Below are 21165 nucleotides of genomic sequence, written 5' to 3'. Positions count from 1 at the left end.
TGACCCCGAAACGTTTAATATACACTTTTACACGTCGCCTTCATTGAAGCGAATTGCCATAACCTTCACATTATATATAGTTCTTTCCATATAAATGTCCAAATTTTTAGAACAACGCAATAAATAACCATCCACCTAACTTATCAAAAATTTAAGTGGATGGTTTTTCATTTTCATTTATATTTATATTAGTGTTAATCCAATCATAGATTTATCTATATGCACTGCTCTATACATTTCCTCATTTAATTTGCTTTACTTTCATTTATATCATTATCAAAACACTTGGCGTGTCATCGTTATTATTTCGCATCTTTGACACGTTTATCATCATTAGGAATCGCGAATAAAATTGCGATAAATGCCATGATTCCCATTAATACGTTAACCCAAAGTGCAATCATCGCACCTGTATGAATGCTCGTTGCAGCAACTGCACCAGCATATACAGCACCACTAATTGCGACACCGAATGCGCCACCAAGTGATGAAGCCATTTTATAAATACCTGAAGCAACGCCAACTTTATCTAACGGTGCATTCGAAATAGCTGTATCTGTAGAAGGTGTTGCATAAATACCTAAGCCTAGTCCGAAACATAAATATCCTACGACACAACTGATAACATAAAATATGCCTGGTAAGAATACTAATGAAATAAGTGCAATACCAATGACCACAATGAATGTACCTAATAACATTGGTCGCTTAGAACCCATTTTTTGTAATAATTTTTCACCAACTCGAATCATCAATAACACCATGATTAAATAAGTAATTGATAAGTATCCTGCCTGCAATGCTGTATAACCTAAACCTTGTTGCACGAATGTATTCGCTACAATTAATGTACCTGCAAAACCGTTTAATAAGAAGTTCGAAATCGTTGCACCTGTATATGGTTTATTTTCAAATAATTTAAAATCAATAAGTGGATTATCTACTTTTTTCTCAACATTTAAGAAAATAAAGAATGCTACAATTACGATTGCAATCAAACCAAAGAACCATAATGATGTGTAACCAAGTGCTGCACCTTTAGTAATGACAACGTTTAAACTTAGCAACATAACTACTAGAACAATTAGCCCTGCAACGTCAAATTTATGTGTATTGGTAATTTCTGATTTCGTTTCAGGCGTCCCTTTGATGAGTAACATTGAAAGTACGGCAACGATAATTGAGAAGATGAAAATCCATCTCCAACCCATAGTTGTCGCAACTGCACCACCGAAGAGTGAACAGATACCACTGCCACCCCAAGAACCGATAGACCAATAACTTAAGGCACGCTGACGTTCAGCACCCTGATAATAAGTTTTCATAATGGCCAATGTAGAAGGCATAATACACGCTGCTGATACACCTTGTATAACACGACCTAAAATTAATAATGCCGGTAAATTCGTAATAATAATTAATGCTGAACCAATAATACTTAATAATAAACCGATATTCGTCATTTTCACGCGCCCAATTTTATCTGCCAGACCACCTGCTCCAACAACAAACATGCCTGAAAATAGTGCAGTTAGACTGACCGCAATACTAATTGTCCCCATGTCTGTACCAAAACTTTGTTGTAAATTCGGTACAACATTTACAAGTGATTGTGCAAACAACCAAAATGTAATAACACCTAATACAATACCTAAGATTAACTTGTTGCCCCCGCGATACGTTTCATTCATGTTAGTTATCTCCTTTAAGGTAATCTAAAACAACTGTCCCTACTGCTTCTGCAGAAATAAGTAATGATTTTTCTGAAATGTTAAATTTAGGATGATGATGTGGGTAAATTTCACCATTTTCCACCGCTGCACCTGTATAAATAAAGGCACTTGGGCGTTCTTTAGCATAATATGCAAAGTCTTCTGAAGGTGGTTGTGGTTCACACATTTCAACACCAAAATCAAGGTTTGCTTCTTTCAACGTCTTAGCCACGTACTCAGTAAACTCTGGATCATTATATAATGCTGGATAATCATCGTTATATTCTAAGGTGCAAGTTACACCATACATATCCTCTAATCCTTTTGATAAACGTTTAATTTCTTTTTCAATTGTTGCTTTTGTAGCATCTGTTAATCCACGTACATCACCTTCAATTTCAACAACATCTTTAATGACATTGAATTGACCTTTACCGTCAAATGAACCGATTGTGACAACACCGGTTTCAAATGGACTTAGTCGTCTAGATACAACTGTTTGTAACGCTGTGACGAAGTAGCTACCTGCAACAATGGCATCATTGGCCATATGTGGTGATGAACCATGACCACCTTTACCTTGAACTTTCAATTTGAAGAATGCGCGTCCTGTTTGAACATAACCAGGTCTGTAATACACTTTACCTGTTTTCATTGTGCTCATGACGTGTACACCTAATACATGATCAACACCGTCTAATACACCATTTTCAATCATTGTTTTAGCACCACCTGGTGGTACTTCTTCAGCTGGTTGATGTATCACAACGACTTTTCCTGTAAAACTATCTTTCATTTCAGCAAGCGTCTCTGCTAATACAAGCATGTATGCTGTATGTGCATCGTGACCACATGCGTGCATAACACCTTTATTTTGTGATGCAAAAGATAATCCTGTATCTTCAGTAATGGGTAATGCGTCAAAGTCTGCACGGATTGCTAATGTTTTACCAGGTTTCCCTGAATCAATCGTTACTTTAATTCCACGTGGTCCGACATTCGTTTCTACTTCCACATCTTTACCTTTGTAAAATTCAGCGATGTATTTCGCCGTTTCATCTTCATGAAAAGATAATTCTGGATGCTGATGTAAATAACGTCTGATCTCAATCATTTTGCCTTCTTTAGATTTTAAAGTTTCAATTAATTGTTGATTCATATCCTTCATCTCCTTAGTTACATCATAAATGATTAATCATTATTTATATTGCCAACAACAGAGATGTTAACCATTAATTTTTTGCAATTTTAGCTTTGAATATAAAAAATCACAAATTATGTATATCAAAATTTGTGATTTGTGATCATTTTATGAACTTGGGTAACGTTTTACTTCAATTAAGTGAATCCCATTCGTAATCATTTTAATGTTTAATGCCAGTGTGTCCGTGATATCTATATCATATACTTCTAATTTCGGAAAACTCATTCGATTAACGTAATCTATAGAGTCCTTGTCCATGCCATGTATCGTATGATGTTTGCGCCAAAGATTAAATAACGCACCATTTTCTTTATCTAAGGTAAAATGTTTAATCTTATACATACCTTCTTCCAGGGCATTAATGTTCAAATGAATCATTTCCGTCGCACGCATATTCATTTGATTGTCCAACGCTAAGTACGGATTAAAATGCTTTGCATCATATAACAATATTTGAAAATTTGAATCAGTCCCCGTGACAATACATGTATCATCAGAATACAAAATATTGCTTGTTAATTTATTAAATAGCAATGCCGTGAAATAGACCGGACGTTTTCCATTATATTGATGAAATAGTTCAATAGAATTCATATAATCCCGTTCATTTTTACAATGACTGACGTGCAAATCATAATTCAACCAATACCCGATACCCTCTACTTTAGAACTTAATTTTAATAATTGCTCAATGATGATACCACCTCTAAAATATTCGCCGTTTGTAATAAATGTATCACCCGTCAATGTATTCCAATTGAGTAAAATGAGTGGACGCTTTAGGCGATGACGATGCATTAAGTCGATAAGGTAATTCGTTTTATTAATAATCATTTGACTCGCGGTTTTAAATTCATCATCATTCATTTTATTAAAATCAACAGCGTCATTTGAATTGGCATCAAATACAAAATGGTCGATGTGTGGCTCAAGTCGTTTCAATAATGGTAGATGTCTTTCCGTAGCTTGATCTAAGTGAATGTACAAGCCACCATTAGGGAATAATGCTTTAAAATAATCAATCATTTCAATCAAAGACGTGTGCAATGTCGTCACATACAAGTTGAACTTCAAATCTTTTCTATGACTGACATGCAGGGCAACGTGATGGATAAAAATTTTAAATGCATCGATATAATCACGTGAGTCATACTGATCCAAATGCATGGTCAAACTAAAGTTATGATCTAATAAAAAGTCTAAACACAAATCAATATCATAAAATATATTCGAAATTTCTGCATCATACGTGAATGGCGCATTGAGCTTTTTCATGATATATGGAATCACATCATATGCTAATACTTCATTGACTTGAAAATCATGATGACATGTAAGCAACTGTGATTGATACTGTGTATTGAGCAAATTCCTCAAATAGCCCACTTGAATAATATGATTAAATTGATTTAGTTGGTGATTGGTTGGTTGAAAGGCAATCTCTTTATAGTTCATCTTTTCAATATCTTCAATAAAATGATTCATTTCTTCAATGTAGTCATTTAAAAGTAATATCAATTCACGGTCGTGATAATCATGTTGTGCCGATTGCTGGTTTTCAGTGATTGCTGGACGATCACCTCGATATTGTTTAGGTGTTTGATGCGTAAAGTGTTTAAATGTTCTCGCAAAGCTCGCTGCACTTGAAAAGCCATTTTGCAATGCAATATCAGTAATGGTTTCATCTGTGTATGTCAAATCGAGTTTCGCATGCTCAATTCGCGTCGTATTTAAGAAATGATGGAATCCTACACCTAGCGATTCTGTAAACTTTTTAGACAGATGGCTCTCTGACCACCCAACGTATTCGCTTAATTCTGAAAGGCTTAAATCTTCATGAAAATGTAACTCGATATAGTCGCATACTTGATTCACTTTATCATCATTTAAGATACTTTGGTTCGAATGATATGTACGCGGGACATAATGAATCATATGCATAAGCAACTGAATCACAAGTTGTTGCTCAGTCAATTTAGACAACTCATTATGTCGGATATGTGTTGAAACCAGTCTTGCCATTATATTTCTCAGTTGATGTATATTCTTTGTTGTGGTCGCATCTGTTAAGTGAAAATATAGACAATGCACATCATCAAACTTGTCTGCTAAATATTTCATTTGGAATTGGATATAACATATGATGCCATCTTGTTGAAGTTGAAATCGATACAAGTCGCGGTGGTTAATGATGAAAATGTCGCCACTGTTGCATTGCGTCATATTATTTTCATCATAAATGTGTGCCTCACCTTTAATAACAAAACCAATCATTAAACTATTGAGCCTTTTGAAATCTGACATACTCTCAGTTTCTACTCGAATTAAATAATCACGTTGCATACTATCCCTCAATTCAGTAATATGAATACGTTTATTTTACATTATTTTACAGCAACATATTTGAATTTCATATTGAATCGTGTGTGTGGATGATTATTTATCCTCACTCGGTTCAAGATGTAGACTATCAGTAAAAAAAGTATTTTCACCTTTTTTCTCCACAAAAGTAAATTCAATGTCTTTATATCCAACTGATGAACCTTTTAAGTCTCCCGAACCTTTCAACAATAACTTTGGTGCTTTATTCGTTGGTATTTTATATCTTTTTCGTAATTGTTTTACATTATAGTCATCATTAGTTAATTGATATTTTGCTGAATAACTCGGTACCTCTGGATTATATGATATATCGCCGTCTTTGTACTTCGACAAATCTTTAAAGCTGCCATATTGCGCGAAGAACTTAAAATTCTCGATTTCTTTTTTTATATTTTCGTCTTTGATACCTTTAGTTGGAATGATTTTATTGTCTACCATTTTAACGGGATATTCTTTATCTTTACTCTTAGGTCTACCATCTTCATCATGAAGTGTTTCACTCACTATATACTTCCCGGTTGTAGTCTTAGTGTTTCTATTCATATATAGAACCATACCTTTTGATTTCATACGTTCCCCTTTAGGTTGAACAACCATTTCAGAACCAATAATCCATGTACCTTTATCATTTTTATCAAATTCGTCATCACGATAACCTTCTTTATCGTATAAATCCTCTAGATTTTTAATCGGATACATACTCAATGTTTTTTCAAAGCTTTTCTTAACTTCCGCTTCTTTACCTATGCCACAACCAGCAGTGAAACTAATGACTAATATCAAAAAACTAATATACAATACCAATTTGTTTAATCGTTTCATAATTTCACAATCCTATTCTTCTTATTATCTTTCCTGGATTGATTTCATATTTTGATCGAGTCATGATTATTTATCCTCACTTGGTTTAAAAATTAACCCATCACTAAAGTAAATGTTCTCTTCTTTTTTCTCTACAAACGTAAATTCAATGTCTTTATATCCAACTGATGAACCTTTTAAATTCCCTGTACCCTTCAACAACAACTTCGGTGCTTTATTTGTTGGTATGTCATATCTTTTACGTAATTGCTTTACATTGTAATCATCATTAGTTAATTGATATTTAGCCGAATAACTCGGCACCTCTGGATTATATGAAATATCTCCGTCTTTATACTTCGACAAATCTTTAAAGTTTCCATATTGAACAAAGAACTTAAAGTTTTCGATTTCTTTTTTTATGTTTTTATCTTTAATTTCTTTTGTTGGAATGATTTTATTATCGACCATTTTAACTGGGTACCTTTTTTCATTCTCTTGGGGTCTTCCGTCTTTATCATTCTTTATTGCATTTACATAATAATATCCTTTTGTTGTTTTGGTATTTCTATTCATATACAAGACCATACCTTTAACTTTCAGAGCTTCCCCCTTATTTTGAGTTGCCATTTCAGAACCAATAATCCATGTACCTTTATCATTTTTATCAAATTCGTCATCACGATAACCTTCTTTATCGTATAAATCCTCTAGATTTTTAATCGGATACATACTCAATGTCTTCTCAAAACTTTTCTTTATTTTCGCTTCTTTACCTATGCCACAACCAGCAGTGATACTAATGACTAAAAACAGAAAAATAATGCCTAACACTAATTTGTTTAATCGTTTCATCATCTTACAACTCTCTCCTTTTATTAGGTTGTCCTAGATTGATTTCATATTCTGGTTAAAAGATGATTATTTATCCTCGCTCGGTTCAAGATGTAGACTATCAGTAAAGTAAATATTTTCATTTTTATTCTCTAAAAAAGTAAATTCAATTTTTTTATATCCAACTGATGAACCTTTTAAATTCCCTGTACCTTTCAACAACAGCTTCGGCGCTTTATTTGTTGGTATGTCATATCTTTTACGTAATTGTTTTACATTATAATCATCATTAGTTAATTGATATTGAGCTGAATAACTCGGCACCTCTGGATTATATGATATATCTCCATCTTTATAATTCATTAAATCTTTAAAATTGCTATATTGCGCAAAAAACTTAAAGTTTTCGATTTCTTTTTTTATTTTTTCATCTTTAATTTCTTTTGTTGGAATGATTTTATTATCGACCATTTTAACCGGATATCTTTTTTCATTGTCGTGCGGTTTTCCTTCATCCTCGTCCTTAGTCACATCGACATAGTAGTAACCATTTGTTGTTTTGGTATTTCTATTCATATATAGAACCATGCCTTTAGCTACCATATCTTCATTATTAGGTTGAATAACCATTTCAGAATTTATAATCCATGTACCTTTATCATTTTTATCAAACTGATCATCACGATAGCCTTCCTTATCGTATAAATCCTCTAGATTTTTAATAGGGTACATACTCAATGTTTTTTCAAAGCTTTTCTTAACTTCCGCTTCTTTACCTATGCCACAACCAGCAGTGATACTAATGACTAAAAACAGAAAAATAATGCCTAACACTAATTTGTTTAATCGTTTCATCATCTTACAACTCTCTTCTTTTTAAAATGATTTGTTTTTGTTAATTACATATATTTATCAATTTATAACACTTTTTCACTTTAATATTATCAAAAATTTCACAAACAATCTGTTCAATTTATAATATTGTTGAATTATTACTTATTTTCAAAATAAAAACGAGTAGTGAAAATAATTAGAATCTAACTATTTTCATACTCGTCTTAATATCATTATTGAATCCTTATTTATTACTATCTATAATTTCACTTACGATATCATCATATCCAGGCCACGTATATCCTGCATAGTCAACAATCAGCCAACCCGTTCTAGCTTTCCCATTTGCTTTAATCGTTTTTGCAATTTCAGGATTTATATGTGATGCATAGTTATAAGTACTATTAAATGCGCTGCCTCCAGACGCTACACTCAAGAAATTCACATATACATTGTCTTTGTTACTATCCGTTTTAGCTTTAGCCAATAAATTTTTAACAGCTTCAACTTTTTTATCATAGTAATCTTTATACTCATCTTGTACTTTTAAATTTAAGCTACCATTATTAATTTTCGTTTCAAATGTCGCATTGTCTGCCCATTGAATACCTGACGTGTCAGCACCATAACCACTTTTTATGTACGTACCCCCCATTCTATTGAATAGGACAATTTTACCTTTCGTTTCTTTTAAAGTAGGATTCGCATTACTTCCTGTGTAAAAAAGATTCTGATATTGCGGGTTATTATAATAATATTCTCTAAAAATTTCTTCAAATGTCTTCGTAACTTTAGAATCGCTATCGTAGTCCTTTTTCATAGACATCACAATTGTTTCGTTTGGATAAGCACTCAAGTAATATTTAGCATCATCGAGAAATTTTCCTAATTCATGATGCAAATAAACCATGCCGTGATGAACTGAAATCATATTATCAGCACTTGCTCTACCTCTAATATCAAAAAACCTGACTCCCGACTTCATTTGGGTAAGGTAATCTTTATCTTGAGTCTTTGCCCAAACTGATTTTACTGGATCCTTTAAAGTGAATGAGCCACTATCATGTGAACCCGGTATATTAATCTCAGTTAAATGTTTTCCATCATCAAGTTTACTCATCCAATTTTCTGGACTTTTACTCAACGAATCTGACGCATGTGCTGAATGATACCAACCACTCATCACTACTAAAATGATACTTAAAAACAAAGTCTTAATACACTTTTTCATAATATCAACTTCTTTCTATATTTAATACATTAATTATACATCTTTTTTAAATAAAAATATGTGTAAAATTTTAAAACTTATTTAATTGATGTTTTAATAATGTATTATAGAAATTATTGACATATGATTAAAAACCCTTAGGATAGTTCTTTACATATATAAGTTAAAAAAGGAGCTAGCTTTATAATCGCCAGCTCCTTATCGTTATCTTTTATCTTCCATTGTGTAACATACGAGGCCAAATATAATACCACCTATGCTCCAAACGATTAAATCACTTCTAGTATTTCCTAAGTCAGTGAAACCGTATATATCAGCTACAGTACCTGCTGTCAGCGCCAATGATGTAAATAAAATTGCTACTAAAATTGATTTTAGTTTAACGAAATCCTTACTATTTTTCTTATTTTCTTTATCTTTGCCACGCTTAACATCGTACGCTTTCAAGAAACGCAGTCCAATTAGTGCTTCAATTAAAATCAAAACGATGATGATTTGAGTGGTGATTGATAGTTTAGGCTCCAAAATGTGAATGAATATGTTAGAAATTACTAACGCAAGCAAAACGAGCATTGAATATGCATATAAAATGATAAATTTTGCCCCTTTTAATTCTTCAGTTGTTTCATTCTTGTCTGTTTGAGATCCACTTATTGCATTTAATATCCAGTTGTTAAATTTCTCCATTATTCAATTTTGCTCCTTTTAAAATGTATAACTTCCTCTATATACTTTTTTGTATGTTATTTTACATTTCTTTCTTTAAAAATCGTCTCATAAAATGGTTTCATCTGTATTCTTTGCATGTCGCCAATTACATAAAACTCTTTCTTAGCTCTTGTCACTGCAACGTTTAACAAGTTTGGTTTTTCGCATGACCAGTTCACAGCACCATCTTGGGTATTATCAGTACCTATTACAAAATACACCTTCTGAGCCTCTTTACCTTGAAAAGTATGAACAGTACCAATGGATTTATCGACCCATTGATTAATTTTTGTACGTTCAATATCAATTCTAGTCGGTAGTTGTTGCTTTAACATACGTTTAATCTGTTGCTGTACTGCTGAAAAAGGCGATATTACAAATGAGCTCGGTTCATTTTTACCTTCCTTAATTGCTTCAATCCAATCATCAGCTAATAATCCCACTACTTTTTCACCATGCTCTTTCACAAATTGTTTTTGAACTGCGTTTCCTTTAACGTCATACCAACCTGTTTTACCTACTTTTGTAATATTACTTGGCAACACCATTTTATTATTATAAGCGATTTGGTTAGCTATCGTGAACATAGGTTTTAAACATCGTCTGTGCACCCATAAAGGTATGCCTATCCAGGTTTTTTGATTACTATCAGTAGCATCAGATTTCCAAAAACCATATTGATTGGCGTTGTCTGCAACAGACTGCACAGAAGCTTCTTTAGAAACTAGATATTCCGGAACATGATAATTTTTACGAATGTTATCAATTAAATGACTTTCTAAAGTCACAACCGGTTCTATTTGAATCGGATCACCTACAGCTACAACTTTTTTTGAACGATATAATGCTCCCACAGCTGCTTGAGGTATTGCTTGTCCTGCTTCATCAATAAATAAGTAGTCTATGAAATCTTTTGGTATGCCCCCATACATAGATTTAAAGCTTGCAAACGTCGTACTAACTACTGGAAATATTAAATGCATCACATTCCATGCGTTGTGTACTTTATCTGGATTTGCATCAATTAATTTCCTTCTATCTTTAAAATCATTAATCGCATAATAAATAGTTGTATTATTAGCAATCAATAATAATTTATGCAATATCATTGCTCTTAAAAAGAGCATGGCACGTCTGTATTGAAGTTCGTCACTCGTCCACAGATTAGTAACTTGGCGCTCATCATAATTGTTGTCACTCCAAAAATCTTTTTCTGGAATTGTAATTTTTGACTCAATACGATATGCTTCTAACTCTTGTAACTGTGAATTTAACTCGTCTAATTGCAACTGTACTTTAGTTAATTGTTTAATTAATTTCTCTTTTTCTTTTAGTTTGCTAACAAGGTCTTCATGTTTGTTTTTTTTACATTTCTCTAACTCTAACTGTTGTGTTAATAATTGTTGCTTCTCTTTATTATGATCTTTATAGCTTTCATCTTCTTCTGAATTAAACATCGCTTTCAGTTTGTTAATAAAACCTTTGTTGCTTTCTTTGATGGATTTAATTAACTCATTTAAAGTTTCTATTTGCTTAACAATATAATTAATTCGATTATCCAAATCTTCTATTTCTTTATTGTCTCGTAACGTTTCATTATCTAAATGATATACCTGTTCTTCAATACTTGTTTTTTCACTATTAATAACCTGTTCAATCTTAGAGAAAGACTCACAATTTTTATAAACATCATATGCTCTAATAGATTCTTCTTTTAACATTTCAACATGCCTCAACTCTTCTAAAAATGCACGTTGATGTGATTGCCATTCACTCATTAACTCGTTATAACTCATACGATTATTCTCATTTTGTAGTAATTTAGCAAAGCCAATATCATTCGCATCTTGTTTTAACATATGACTCAATACTTGGTTAATATTAGTACTTTTACCAAAAACTCCAGAAAATAAGCCCCAGGCACTTTCACCAATCAAATCTTCAGCTATTTCAGCAAAATCTTTTAATTCATGTGCTAAATTTGCATAATTCTGTTCATATTTAGGGAATTTACATTTTTCGGGATTTCTTATAATTTCTTCAATTTTCGGTAAATCTTTAGATATATTTTCAACAGCTCCATTATTACTAGATGCGACTACCATCTTATATTTGGCAATAGATTCCTTTAGTAAGTATACGTATTTATCATCCGTTTCATGAATTTTTGTTTTGACAAATGCATCTTTAGGATTATTTAGTTTAGCTAACTCTTTACCTCTTTCAACTACTAGATGAGCAAATATATCTTTTAATAAAGTAGTCTTACCTGTACCTGGTGGCCCATTAACTGAACTTATTCTTTCATTACCACTCGTAATTTGGTTTACAGCAAGTTGTTGCATTAAAGACAATCTAAACTCAGTCTGTGATGGCCATCGTCCATCAGGCAAACGTGAAGGATGTAAAAATTTGTCAAACATTTCTTTATTTTCATCTACTTCTATGCGCTGACTTTCTTCTACACCTTCAATGTAATCAATTAAAGTTTGGTTGGGAGATTTTCTTGCTTTCTCAATATCACTTATGAAGAAGCTGTTAAATTCCGGCTGTGGTAAATCACTATCTTTCACATATTCTATTGCTACATAATGTCCAAATAATCCATCTTTCTTTGAATTTAATACAGAAAAGTACTCATCATAAGCTTTGTCCATCTTCTTCAATTTAAATTCATTAATTGGTTCATCTGCTAAAATTTCTTTTACTTTTTGAACAAATTTTTCAACAGAATCATTAAATTTTTCTTCTATATTGGCATTTTTGTTCTTTTCAATTTCTTTTAATGCACTCATAATCATCGGAATATGTATAGAATCAACTATCACTTTGCCGTGTTTATCTGTGTTAAATGTGTAACCATAACAGTGTGTCCCATTTGGATTATGAATCTCAGAATAATCATCAAAAATATCCTGAATTTTCAAATTAATTTCATTATAGCGGAAGCAATGTCTATAAAATTTAAATATAAGTTCCCCAGTCTCTGATTTTTCTTCTGATATAATAAAGCGTTCAGCATTCCATATTTCAAAATATTCATCAAAACTTTGAAGTTGTGCTTGCTTTGCACCATTTTTAAAATGTTCAGCTGAGAGTATATCTTCCGCTGTAAAATTTACTTCTCCTGGACTTAAAGATTCAATTAACAACCAAGCCGATAACGTATCATTTAGCAATTGACTCATGAAATCCCACCTTGTTCCCTATTTGTTTTTTACTTAATGCTATTTTAACAAATAATTTAATCATATTAGTGTTTTTTCAAAAATATTCATATATTATCATTACCATATTTATTCAACAAATGTTTGTAAAATCCTCACTAATAAAATTAATCGATATGACCATAATTCATTATCCAATAAATGACTATAAAAATTTCTTCTATGCCTTCATTTGCAACTAAATTTGGACATCAAAAAAGAGCACTCCTGAATGAGCACTCCCTTAATTATCTTTCCGTTATATTTGTATTGTCGACGGTTTCGATTTCTTTATTTTTATTTGTAGCTTTTTTCGCAACAATTAACAACGTTGAAAGTACCGCTAAAGCTAAATAAGCATAACCGCCCGCTTGTTTCATTACAAAACTACCGTAATAGTATCTTACGCCACCTTCGTCCATATAAATTTTCGTAGTGTGAACCAAAACTAGAGATAAGCCTAGACAAATTGACAAACCAATCGTAGTGTAAACCATGTATTTTTTAAATGTCTGTTTTTTCTTTTTTTGCTTATAAAACGGTAGAAAACATAATCCATATGGCATTAAAAAAATGATACCTGCAATGCCAAAGGTAAGTATGACAAGCCAAAAAAGAAACGCTGATACTATATAATATAGATAAAATTGAGAAATACCAGCCGTAGCCAAGATTAGAAATAAAAAAGTAGTAGCGAATTTATATGTCTCACTTACTTTATTAACTTGGTTAAAAAAGTTATCAATTGCTTTATTCTTTTTTGAAATATGTACTATACCTTCTATAATCATCCAAATAATACCACCAATAACTAACAAAGCAAAAACTGGGATTACAAGACTAATTAACATATCGTTCACCTGCTCACCTCTATTTTCAAACAATTATGATTGAATTGAATCATTCTAATTTTTGTAAAGTTACTTGTTTAATTTATTATATTTATTAACTCTATGATAACAAAAATACTGTTTGTGTATAACAATAAATTGAGATACTCAATAATTTGATAATGTGAAATTGATACTTTTCAAAATAGTTGAATATGACAATTAATGATTAGTTTTGCAATGGTGCTATAATCAATATTTAGCAGTTATCATTATGCTTGAAAGGGTGGTAAAGGCGGAGAAGTCATCCACTTTTTCCTATACTACAAGGACCTTTACTTTAAAACAACGAATTTACAAAATAAAAGGCATAATTTCTTTTCTGTCACATCGCTCATTCTAACTACTAGACTTTTAAAATCGTTCCTGTAATTTAAACTCAATCAACTTTCAATTAATGATGCATAATATGATTATAAGTATAGTAGTTAACTTCAAATATCTTAGAAATGTCCTGTACTATATCTCTTTTATTCTCAAAAGTCATAGGTAATAAAGCCTTTCCTTTTCCTTGTTTAACTAAGTTTATTATTGCTGCCAATGAATCAATTTCCATTACCCGTTGTGAATCAAGCTTATTATCTAAAGTTATTTTCCTTAAAGGACAAAACTCATCTTTATTTATTAGTAAAGCCTCTTTATCATAATTACTTCCATTACTGTAAAGCGTTACTTTCATAGTATCAACATTACTAAGTCTATAATTTGAGTCGTTAATTTTTATGAATGAAATAACCTTATCATAATTATTTTTTTCTATAGCTTTTCTAATATTTCCACTAGAAATAAAATTAATTGAGTTATTCGACATCATAATTTCTTCGCTCTCAGATAAATAATTAAATAACAGTTCTGAGCATAAAATAGACATAGTATTATTTTTCATTTTATTTTTTATAGTCTCTGTATCTCTTAATACTTTTTTGCTATACGCTAAGAATTCTTCGCCTGCTTTAGTTGCCTTAGCACCTTTTTGATTTCTAAAAAGCAAAACTACACCTAATTCATTTTCAAGCTTGCTAATTCTTTGAGATATATTAGATTGTGCATATCTAAGTTTAATTGCAGCTTTATTGATAGATGCTTCTTCACATACAGTTATAAAAATTTCCAAATCATTAAAGTTCAATTTAATCACCTATCACTTTTTATGATAACTATATCACAATTGGATAATATGAGATTTTACTTATTATTGCTATCCTTTTTATAAAAGGGGGTATGCTAAATGCATGCAATGCAATATCATGTTAAGTTGCCTAGTGATTACAATATGGAAATAATTAGAGATAGAGTTCGATTAAATGGTTATAAGACTGATGGATTTAAAAATTTAATTATAAAAGCTTATTTAATAAGTCAAACAACTACTAATTGCATTACAAATACTTATTCACCATTATATTTATGGAGAAGTTCAGAGGGGATGACTGAATTTATATTCAATGGATTTTATGATAATGTTATTTCTTCTTTTGGATGGCAAAATATAAATATTGGTGTGATATATTCAATGAACATAACCGATTCTGTTAAACATAGTCTTTATGCGCTTGAAGAATATATCGACATTTTCCCTACTTTATCTCTAAAAGAAATAGAAATCAAAAAATTGTTTAGAATCTTCGATAATGCAGTTGCAGAAATTATAATTTATAATCCTGATAAGTGGAAGTTTGTGAAATATTCATTTATTGAAAATCTTCCAAAGAGTCTCAATCCAAATATAAAAATTTATGATGTACTATATATCTCACAATGAAAGTACAGATTTAAAGTTATTATTATCAACATTAGAAAACAGACTAAAATAATTTATCTGAACTTATTAATAATAAAGAACCTGCTAGATGACAGCTATTTAAAATACATAAGCTACTCATTTAGCAGGTTAAAATATTAATCAATCCATACTAACTAGTATGATTCAAAGGTTTTCATCTATTAAATTCTTTACTATTTTGAAAATGAATGCCCGCAATTTGAAATTTCAACTAGAAATAATCCTTATTAAAGATATAAATCACCTGTTTTTATATTGAATTACTTTTTCATTAACATCTCATTTAAATTATTATCTTTGAGTTTCACCATAACTACACGTTTTCACCAATAATTATAAAAAAACATCTTTTACAAAAGATTCAAGTACTTGCTTATTCGATTCAGGATTAATTATCAATGTTGTTTCTAAATTCGGAATATCGACATCTACGTCTATTTGAAACAAACTTTTATTTTCTAATTCATCTGCAACAATAAATTCCGGCAATAGCGCAATCCCACCTGAATTTTTCAAGTGTTTTTTTAATGACTCAATTCCTAGAAATTCAATCATTTGTTTTGTTGAAAAGCTATATTTATATAAAATCATTTCTAACTGTTCTCTGTAACTACACCCTTTTTCAGTAACAAGTAATGTATGGTTTTGAATATCGTTTAATTTGAAATCTTTCATCTCTTTGTTAGTAACAAATATTAAACGTTCTTCAGTTATAGGAATAGCAGTTAAGTTACTATTAATAATCTTTTCGTCTGTGATAAGGCTAATATCCGATTTGAAATTAGCAATTTCTTCTTTAATATAGAAATTAGAATGTGCGGATTTAAACTTCAAGTTTACATATGGGTGTTCAGCTAACCATTCACTAATCTTATTATAGTAGCGATACAAATACTGACTTTCTTGCATGTTAATACTTATATTTACCTTCTTATTGTAAAGTCCTTTTATTTCTCTCTCGTATTCGCTATTACTATCTAAAATCACTTTAGCATATTTAACGTATGCTAAGCCTTCTTCCGTTAGTTCCATACCATATTTTTTTCTATAAAATAATTTAACATCTAATTGCCTTTCTAATTTTTCAATATGTGTAGATACAGTTGACTGTGAATAGTTAAGTAACTCTGATGCTTTAGTAAGGTTCTTTGTTTCACTAGTTACTAAAAATGATTTTAAAATGTTTAAGTTCAAAGTAGTACCTCCTTTAGGGTTCCCTTTTATCGAATCCTGAATTCTAAGAATTCTGATTTAATAATAATATATTAAATATTATTATTAAGGTAAATCGAAAGGAGTTATGACTATGATTACTTGTTTATTTGGAAGTAGTAGAAAAGATGGCAATTCAGCTATCGCAGTAGAGAATCTATTGAAGAATTTAAAAGTCAACTTTGTGAATTTATATCAAAGCAACATTGAAAAGGTTACAGATAATCGTCATAGCAAAGGTGCCAACTTTCATAATGATGATTACGAACAAATTTTAATCAAAGTTTTAGAATCAGATATTATTATTTTTTCAACACCACTCTATTGGTACTCCATGAGTGCGTCTTTAAAACTCTTCATTGATAGATGGACCGAGTCATTGCGAGATACGCAAATAGACAACTTCAAAGAAATCATGTCACAAAAAAAGTATTTGATTTTAATCATAGGTGGCGACAATCTGCATACCAAAGCACAACCTTTAGTCAACCAATTCAAATTAATATTTGAGTTTATGAATATTACTAACTATAGATTTTTGATCGGCGAAGGCAATAAACCATTCGATATTTTAAACGACTCTCAATTTATAGAAGAGCTCGCAAATATAAATCTTGCATTGAAAAAAGGTGATATTTATGACTGATTTGTTGAAAATTAAAAACTTCAGATTGTTCTTTTTAGCAGAAATAATTTCAGCATTCGGAGTTGGAATTAGTACAGTTGGGGCTAATTGGTATTTAATCGACAAAACTAACGACTCCCAACTATTAGGTATTATGTTAGCTTTAAATGTATTATCCGGTTTCTTAGCTTCTCCTATAATAGGTGGACTAGCCGATAAATATAATAGACGAAATATTATTTTAATCACCTATCTTCTTCAGGTAATATTATATTTACTCATTGTCATAGCACTCGTAATGATAGGATTTGAGACCTATTTAGTGATTGGATTTGCGATTGTTAATGGGATAGGTTGGACTACGTATATGGCAACATCTAGAAGTTTAGTTAAACAGATATTAAAACCAGATCAATATACAGATGCAAATTCTCTATTAGAGATTAGTTTGCAAACAGGTATGTTTATTGCAGGTGGATTATCAGGAATATTATATAAAATAAATGGATTCACTCTAATTATAGCGATGACTATAATGATGTTTCTAATCAGCATTTTTATGTTATTTAGATTGCATGTAGATAAACCAACTCATTCAGAGGAAGAATCAACAAATAGCTTATTGCAAGAATATTTATTAGGATGGAAATTTTTAAAAGACAACATGATGATATTTATTTTTGGAGTTATTTCAATCATACCAATGGTGTTTACAATGATCTTTAACATATCATTACCAGGATATGTTTATAATGTTTTAAAACTTTCGTCTGTACAATTTGGTTTTTCAGATATGTTATATGGCATTGGAGGATTATGTGCAGGTTTAATTTCAGCTATTCTTTCGAAGAAAATCTCAACTAAAGTATTGATATTTTTGTTATATTTCATATTAGTCATAAATTCAGCACTATTTATTTGGATAAACTCAGCATTTTACTTATTCATAGGATCATTTATACTAGGCTACTCAATTTCATCAATCAGAATTTATATGAATACAGCTATAATGAACACTGTTTCAGATAAATATGTCGGTCGCTCATTTACGATATGGACGTCAATTTCATTGTTACTGCAAAGTTTAATTGCTCCATTTTTAGGAAGATGGATTAATGAAATTAATGATAAATTCGGTTTCTATATTATACTCATTTTATCCTTACTCATATTTGTTACACTGCTGCTTGTTAACAAAACAGACAAAATAAAATATGCACATAAAGAAGAGTGACCGTCACTCTTCTTTAACAAGCGACCATTTATCGATGGGCTTAGTTCTCTCTGCACCCACACTTCACTACTTCACTTTTTCAAATCATTTTTTATGGTCTTAAATAAATCAGTGAGATTTGTTGCTTCGGTAAAGTCTAGAATTAATATCATTTCTTTAGAACCTGGATATGGCGAAACTAATGTATTATCTTGCAATTTCTGCTGGGCACTTTTAGTCGCCTTGACCAATAATCTATTATCATACAAACCACCTATAACCACGCCATCATAATAAATAATATATTCTCCCATCATCTTTCTTGTCTTAACCGCGTTTGAATTCACATGATTTAAAAATAAATCATGTACATCTTTCTTAGTCGCCATTGTAATCGCTCCTTCAGTTTTATGTTTAATCACATTCGTATTAATGATTCATTTCGTGTTGCTCTTAATTTTATCTATAATTATATGCGTAGTTAAAATCAAACCTATGGAAAAGAAAATAATGATAACAATGTTAAGAAATATAGTTATAAAATTATAGTTTGGAAGGTATGCGAATAGCAGAAAAATAGGTATCGCAAAAAATAAATCCCACCAACCTAAACTTTTTAAAGAATGCTTTAAACCTTCCATAATATCACCTTTATAAATTTGTCTTTGTTATAAGATAACTAAAAAATCGCTTTACTGTAAAAGTAGCCAAAGAAAATTCTGAATCATATTCATAAGTAGTGTATCATTAATAATGAACAATTTAATACTATAATCCTTGATCTTTGTATTGATCAACTTACCACAACATTTATTTTAGACTACTCTTAGACTTCCCTTTCAAATGGTTGCATCTATTGAAATTCCTTTTGTATAAGTTAGGCTTTTGTGGTAATATCATCATGCATAAAAAATCGAGATACTAATTATAAAGAGGGTATAAATATATTATGAAAGAAAATTTTTGGAGTGAATTACCACGTCCATTTTTTATTTTGGCGCCAATGGAAGACGTTACAGATATCGTCTTTCGACACGTTGTAAGTGAAGCAGCTAGACCGGATGTGTTTTTCACTGAATTTACAAATACTGAAAGCTTTTGCCACCCTGAAGGCATACATAGTGTGCGCGGACGCTTAACTTTTAGTGAAGATGAACAGCCGATGGTCGCTCATATATGGGGAGATAAGCCAGAACAGTTCCGTGAAACGAGTATTCAATTAGCTAAAATGGGCTTTAAAGGCATAGACTTAAATATGGGATGTCCTGTAGCAAATGTTGCTAAAAAGGGTAAGGGTTCCGGCTTAATCTTAAGACCTGACGTTGCTGCCGAAATTATTCAAGCGACTAAAGCAGGTGGGCTTCCGGTAAGTGTTAAAACACGCCTTGGCTACTATGAAATCGATGAATGGAAAGATTGGTTGAAGCACGTCTTCGAACAAGACATTGCCAATTTATCTATTCATCTTCGTACACGTAAAGAAATGAGTAAAGTAGATGCACATTGGGAATTAATCGAAGCTATTAAAAATTTACGTGACGAAATTGCACCAAATACATTGTTAACAATTAACGGTGATATTCCCGATAGAAAAACAGGACTTGAACTGGCAGAAAAATATGGCATTGATGGCGTCATGATTGGTAGAGGCATTTTCCACAATCCATTCGCTTTTGAAAAAGAACCACGCGAACACACAAGCAAGGAACTATTAGATCTATTGAGATTGCATTTATCATTGTTTAACAAATATGAAAAAGATGAAATACGACAATTCAAGAGCTTGCGTAGATTCTTTAAAATCTATGTGCGTGGCATAAGAGGCGCTAGCGAACTTCGACATCAATTGATGAACACACAATCAATTGCAGAAGCACGAGCACTACTCGATGAATTTGAAGCCCAAATGGACGAAGACGTTAAAATTGAATTATAGTATGAGTAATAAAGTTTATGGATGATATTTCCCAATTTAACACGGATTGAACACTTTCTACTTAGGTATTATCTTGGTTTTCCTGATAGGATAACTCCCGATGATGCCTTTTTACTTATGTCACTTATCCTTTTGGAAATGGTGCAAAATTAAAAATACATCAGGATATCGTTTAACTCAGAAAAAAACTCCAATCAAAAAAAATGTTTACAACACATTATGAAATTAAAATTGCTCTTAGTGTTCAACAGACAAAGTTATTGAAATTACTATTGGAGGTACATACCAAGCTATCATTTTGAGTACACGTGGTTTGAATATCTGGCAAGAAATGGAAATTGGTAATGTCAGTCATAAAGTCGCTAAACGTGCTCAAATACCATTAATTATTTTTAAATAATTTAGAGGATGAGGTATAAACCTTTAAAAAACAGCAGTGAGATGATTTTCAATTAGAAAATATCTTACTGCTGTTTCTATTTTCATAATCATTCTTATTGAATGACTTCATCGTGATCATTTAAAACAGTAACAACTTTTTCAATCTTATACTATTTAGAGCTAAAAATTCACGACATATAAACACAACACTGA

General features: G+C 31.1%; 18 protein-coding genes and 1 pseudogene. 5 read left to right on the top strand and 14 right to left on the bottom strand.

What is annotated here, in order from left to right:
• Positions 1–302 precede the first annotated feature (302 nt).
• The 11 genes from norC to AA076_RS00225 form a co-directional block, all read right to left on the bottom strand.
• Positions 303–1691 carry a multidrug efflux MFS transporter NorC gene (gene norC / locus AA076_RS00275; protein ID WP_001006444.1) on the bottom strand — a complete coding sequence of 463 codons (1389 nt, stop codon included), beginning with the start codon at positions 1689–1691 and terminating at the stop codon, positions 303–305.
• A 1-nt stretch (position 1692) separates the two neighbouring features.
• Complete coding sequence (locus tag AA076_RS00270; RefSeq protein ID WP_001075826.1) at positions 1693–2871, bottom strand: M20 family metallopeptidase; 1179 nt, start codon at positions 2869–2871, stop codon at positions 1693–1695.
• A gap of 150 nt (positions 2872–3021) precedes the next feature.
• The gene (gene aryK, locus AA076_RS00265; RefSeq protein ID WP_001188495.1) at positions 3022–5259 is read right to left on the bottom strand and encodes a transcriptional regulator AryK; all 2238 of its coding nucleotides are present in this window, start codon (positions 5257–5259) and stop codon (positions 3022–3024) included.
• A 93-nt stretch (positions 5260–5352) separates the two neighbouring features.
• A complete protein-coding gene (locus tag AA076_RS00260) occupies positions 5353–6123 on the bottom strand; it encodes a tandem-type lipoprotein (protein ID WP_031857449.1) in 771 nt (256 codons plus the stop codon).
• Between the two features lie 63 nt (positions 6124–6186).
• A complete protein-coding gene (locus AA076_RS00255) occupies positions 6187–6957 on the bottom strand; it encodes a tandem-type lipoprotein (RefSeq protein WP_000977781.1) in 771 nt (256 codons plus the stop codon).
• A gap of 63 nt (positions 6958–7020) precedes the next feature.
• Positions 7021–7791: a tandem-type lipoprotein gene (locus AA076_RS00250; RefSeq protein ID WP_001836341.1), complete on the bottom strand. Its 771-nt coding sequence runs from the start codon at positions 7789–7791 to the stop codon at positions 7021–7023.
• Positions 7792–8011: 220 nt separating this feature from the next.
• Entirely contained in the window at positions 8012–8998 is a 987-nt protein-coding gene (locus AA076_RS00245; protein ID WP_000710576.1) for a phosphatidylinositol-specific phospholipase C, read from the bottom strand.
• 204 nt (positions 8999–9202) lie between these two features.
• Complete coding sequence (locus AA076_RS00240) at positions 9203–9685, bottom strand: hypothetical protein (protein WP_000410568.1); 483 nt, start codon at positions 9683–9685, stop codon at positions 9203–9205.
• Positions 9686–9741: 56 nt separating this feature from the next.
• Complete coding sequence (locus tag AA076_RS00235) at positions 9742–12894, bottom strand: DEAD/DEAH box helicase (protein WP_000080559.1); 3153 nt, start codon at positions 12892–12894, stop codon at positions 9742–9744.
• Between the two features lie 266 nt (positions 12895–13160).
• A complete protein-coding gene (locus AA076_RS00230; RefSeq protein WP_000908952.1) occupies positions 13161–13763 on the bottom strand; it encodes a hypothetical protein in 603 nt (200 codons plus the stop codon).
• 433 nt (positions 13764–14196) lie between these two features.
• A complete protein-coding gene (locus tag AA076_RS00225) occupies positions 14197–14940 on the bottom strand; it encodes a LysR family transcriptional regulator (RefSeq protein ID WP_001793250.1) in 744 nt (247 codons plus the stop codon).
• A gap of 90 nt (positions 14941–15030) precedes the next feature.
• Between AA076_RS00225 and AA076_RS00220 the strand changes: the two genes are divergently transcribed.
• Positions 15031–15564: a DUF4865 family protein gene (locus tag AA076_RS00220; RefSeq protein ID WP_000543163.1), complete on the top strand. Its 534-nt coding sequence runs from the start codon at positions 15031–15033 to the stop codon at positions 15562–15564.
• A gap of 354 nt (positions 15565–15918) precedes the next feature.
• Here AA076_RS00220 and AA076_RS00215 read toward each other — a convergent pair whose 3' ends face one another.
• Positions 15919–16779 carry a LysR family transcriptional regulator gene (locus AA076_RS00215; protein ID WP_001052510.1) on the bottom strand — a complete coding sequence of 287 codons (861 nt, stop codon included), beginning with the start codon at positions 16777–16779 and terminating at the stop codon, positions 15919–15921.
• Positions 16780–16891: 112 nt separating this feature from the next.
• Between AA076_RS00215 and AA076_RS00210 the strand changes: the two genes are divergently transcribed.
• Positions 16892–17443, top strand: coding sequence for a flavodoxin family protein (locus tag AA076_RS00210; RefSeq protein ID WP_001836338.1), 552 nt, complete (start codon positions 16892–16894; stop codon positions 17441–17443).
• Positions 17436–18656, top strand: a complete 1221-nt coding sequence (locus AA076_RS00205) for an MFS transporter (RefSeq protein ID WP_000130764.1) — start codon at positions 17436–17438, stop codon at positions 18654–18656. The genes AA076_RS00210 and AA076_RS00205 overlap by 8 nt, the downstream gene beginning before the upstream one ends.
• Positions 18657–18727: 71 nt before the next feature.
• Here AA076_RS00205 and AA076_RS00200 read toward each other — a convergent pair whose 3' ends face one another.
• A complete protein-coding gene (locus tag AA076_RS00200; RefSeq protein ID WP_000201640.1) occupies positions 18728–19024 on the bottom strand; it encodes a TfoX/Sxy family protein in 297 nt (98 codons plus the stop codon).
• Positions 19025–19072: 48 nt separating this feature from the next.
• Positions 19073–19276: a DUF6007 family protein gene (locus AA076_RS00195; protein WP_000398679.1), complete on the bottom strand. Its 204-nt coding sequence runs from the start codon at positions 19274–19276 to the stop codon at positions 19073–19075.
• 308 nt (positions 19277–19584) lie between these two features.
• On the opposite strand from AA076_RS00195, the gene AA076_RS00190 reads away from it, so the two are divergent.
• Together AA076_RS00190 and AA076_RS16185 are read left to right on the top strand one after the other, a co-directional pair.
• Positions 19585–20571 (top strand): tRNA dihydrouridine synthase, encoded by a 987-nt coding sequence (locus AA076_RS00190; RefSeq protein WP_000662031.1) that lies wholly within the window; start codon positions 19585–19587, stop codon positions 20569–20571.
• Between the two features lie 185 nt (positions 20572–20756).
• Positions 20757–20971: pseudogene (locus AA076_RS16185) on the top strand (universal stress protein); the annotation flags it as partial.
• Positions 20972–21165 lie beyond the last annotated feature (194 nt).

The sequence above is a fragment of the Staphylococcus aureus genome (genome assembly GCF_001027105.1).
Lineage (GTDB): Bacteria > Bacillota > Bacilli > Staphylococcales > Staphylococcaceae > Staphylococcus > Staphylococcus aureus.
Note: the sequence above shows the minus strand (reverse complement) of the source record. Positions and strands in the feature narration are given on the sequence as shown.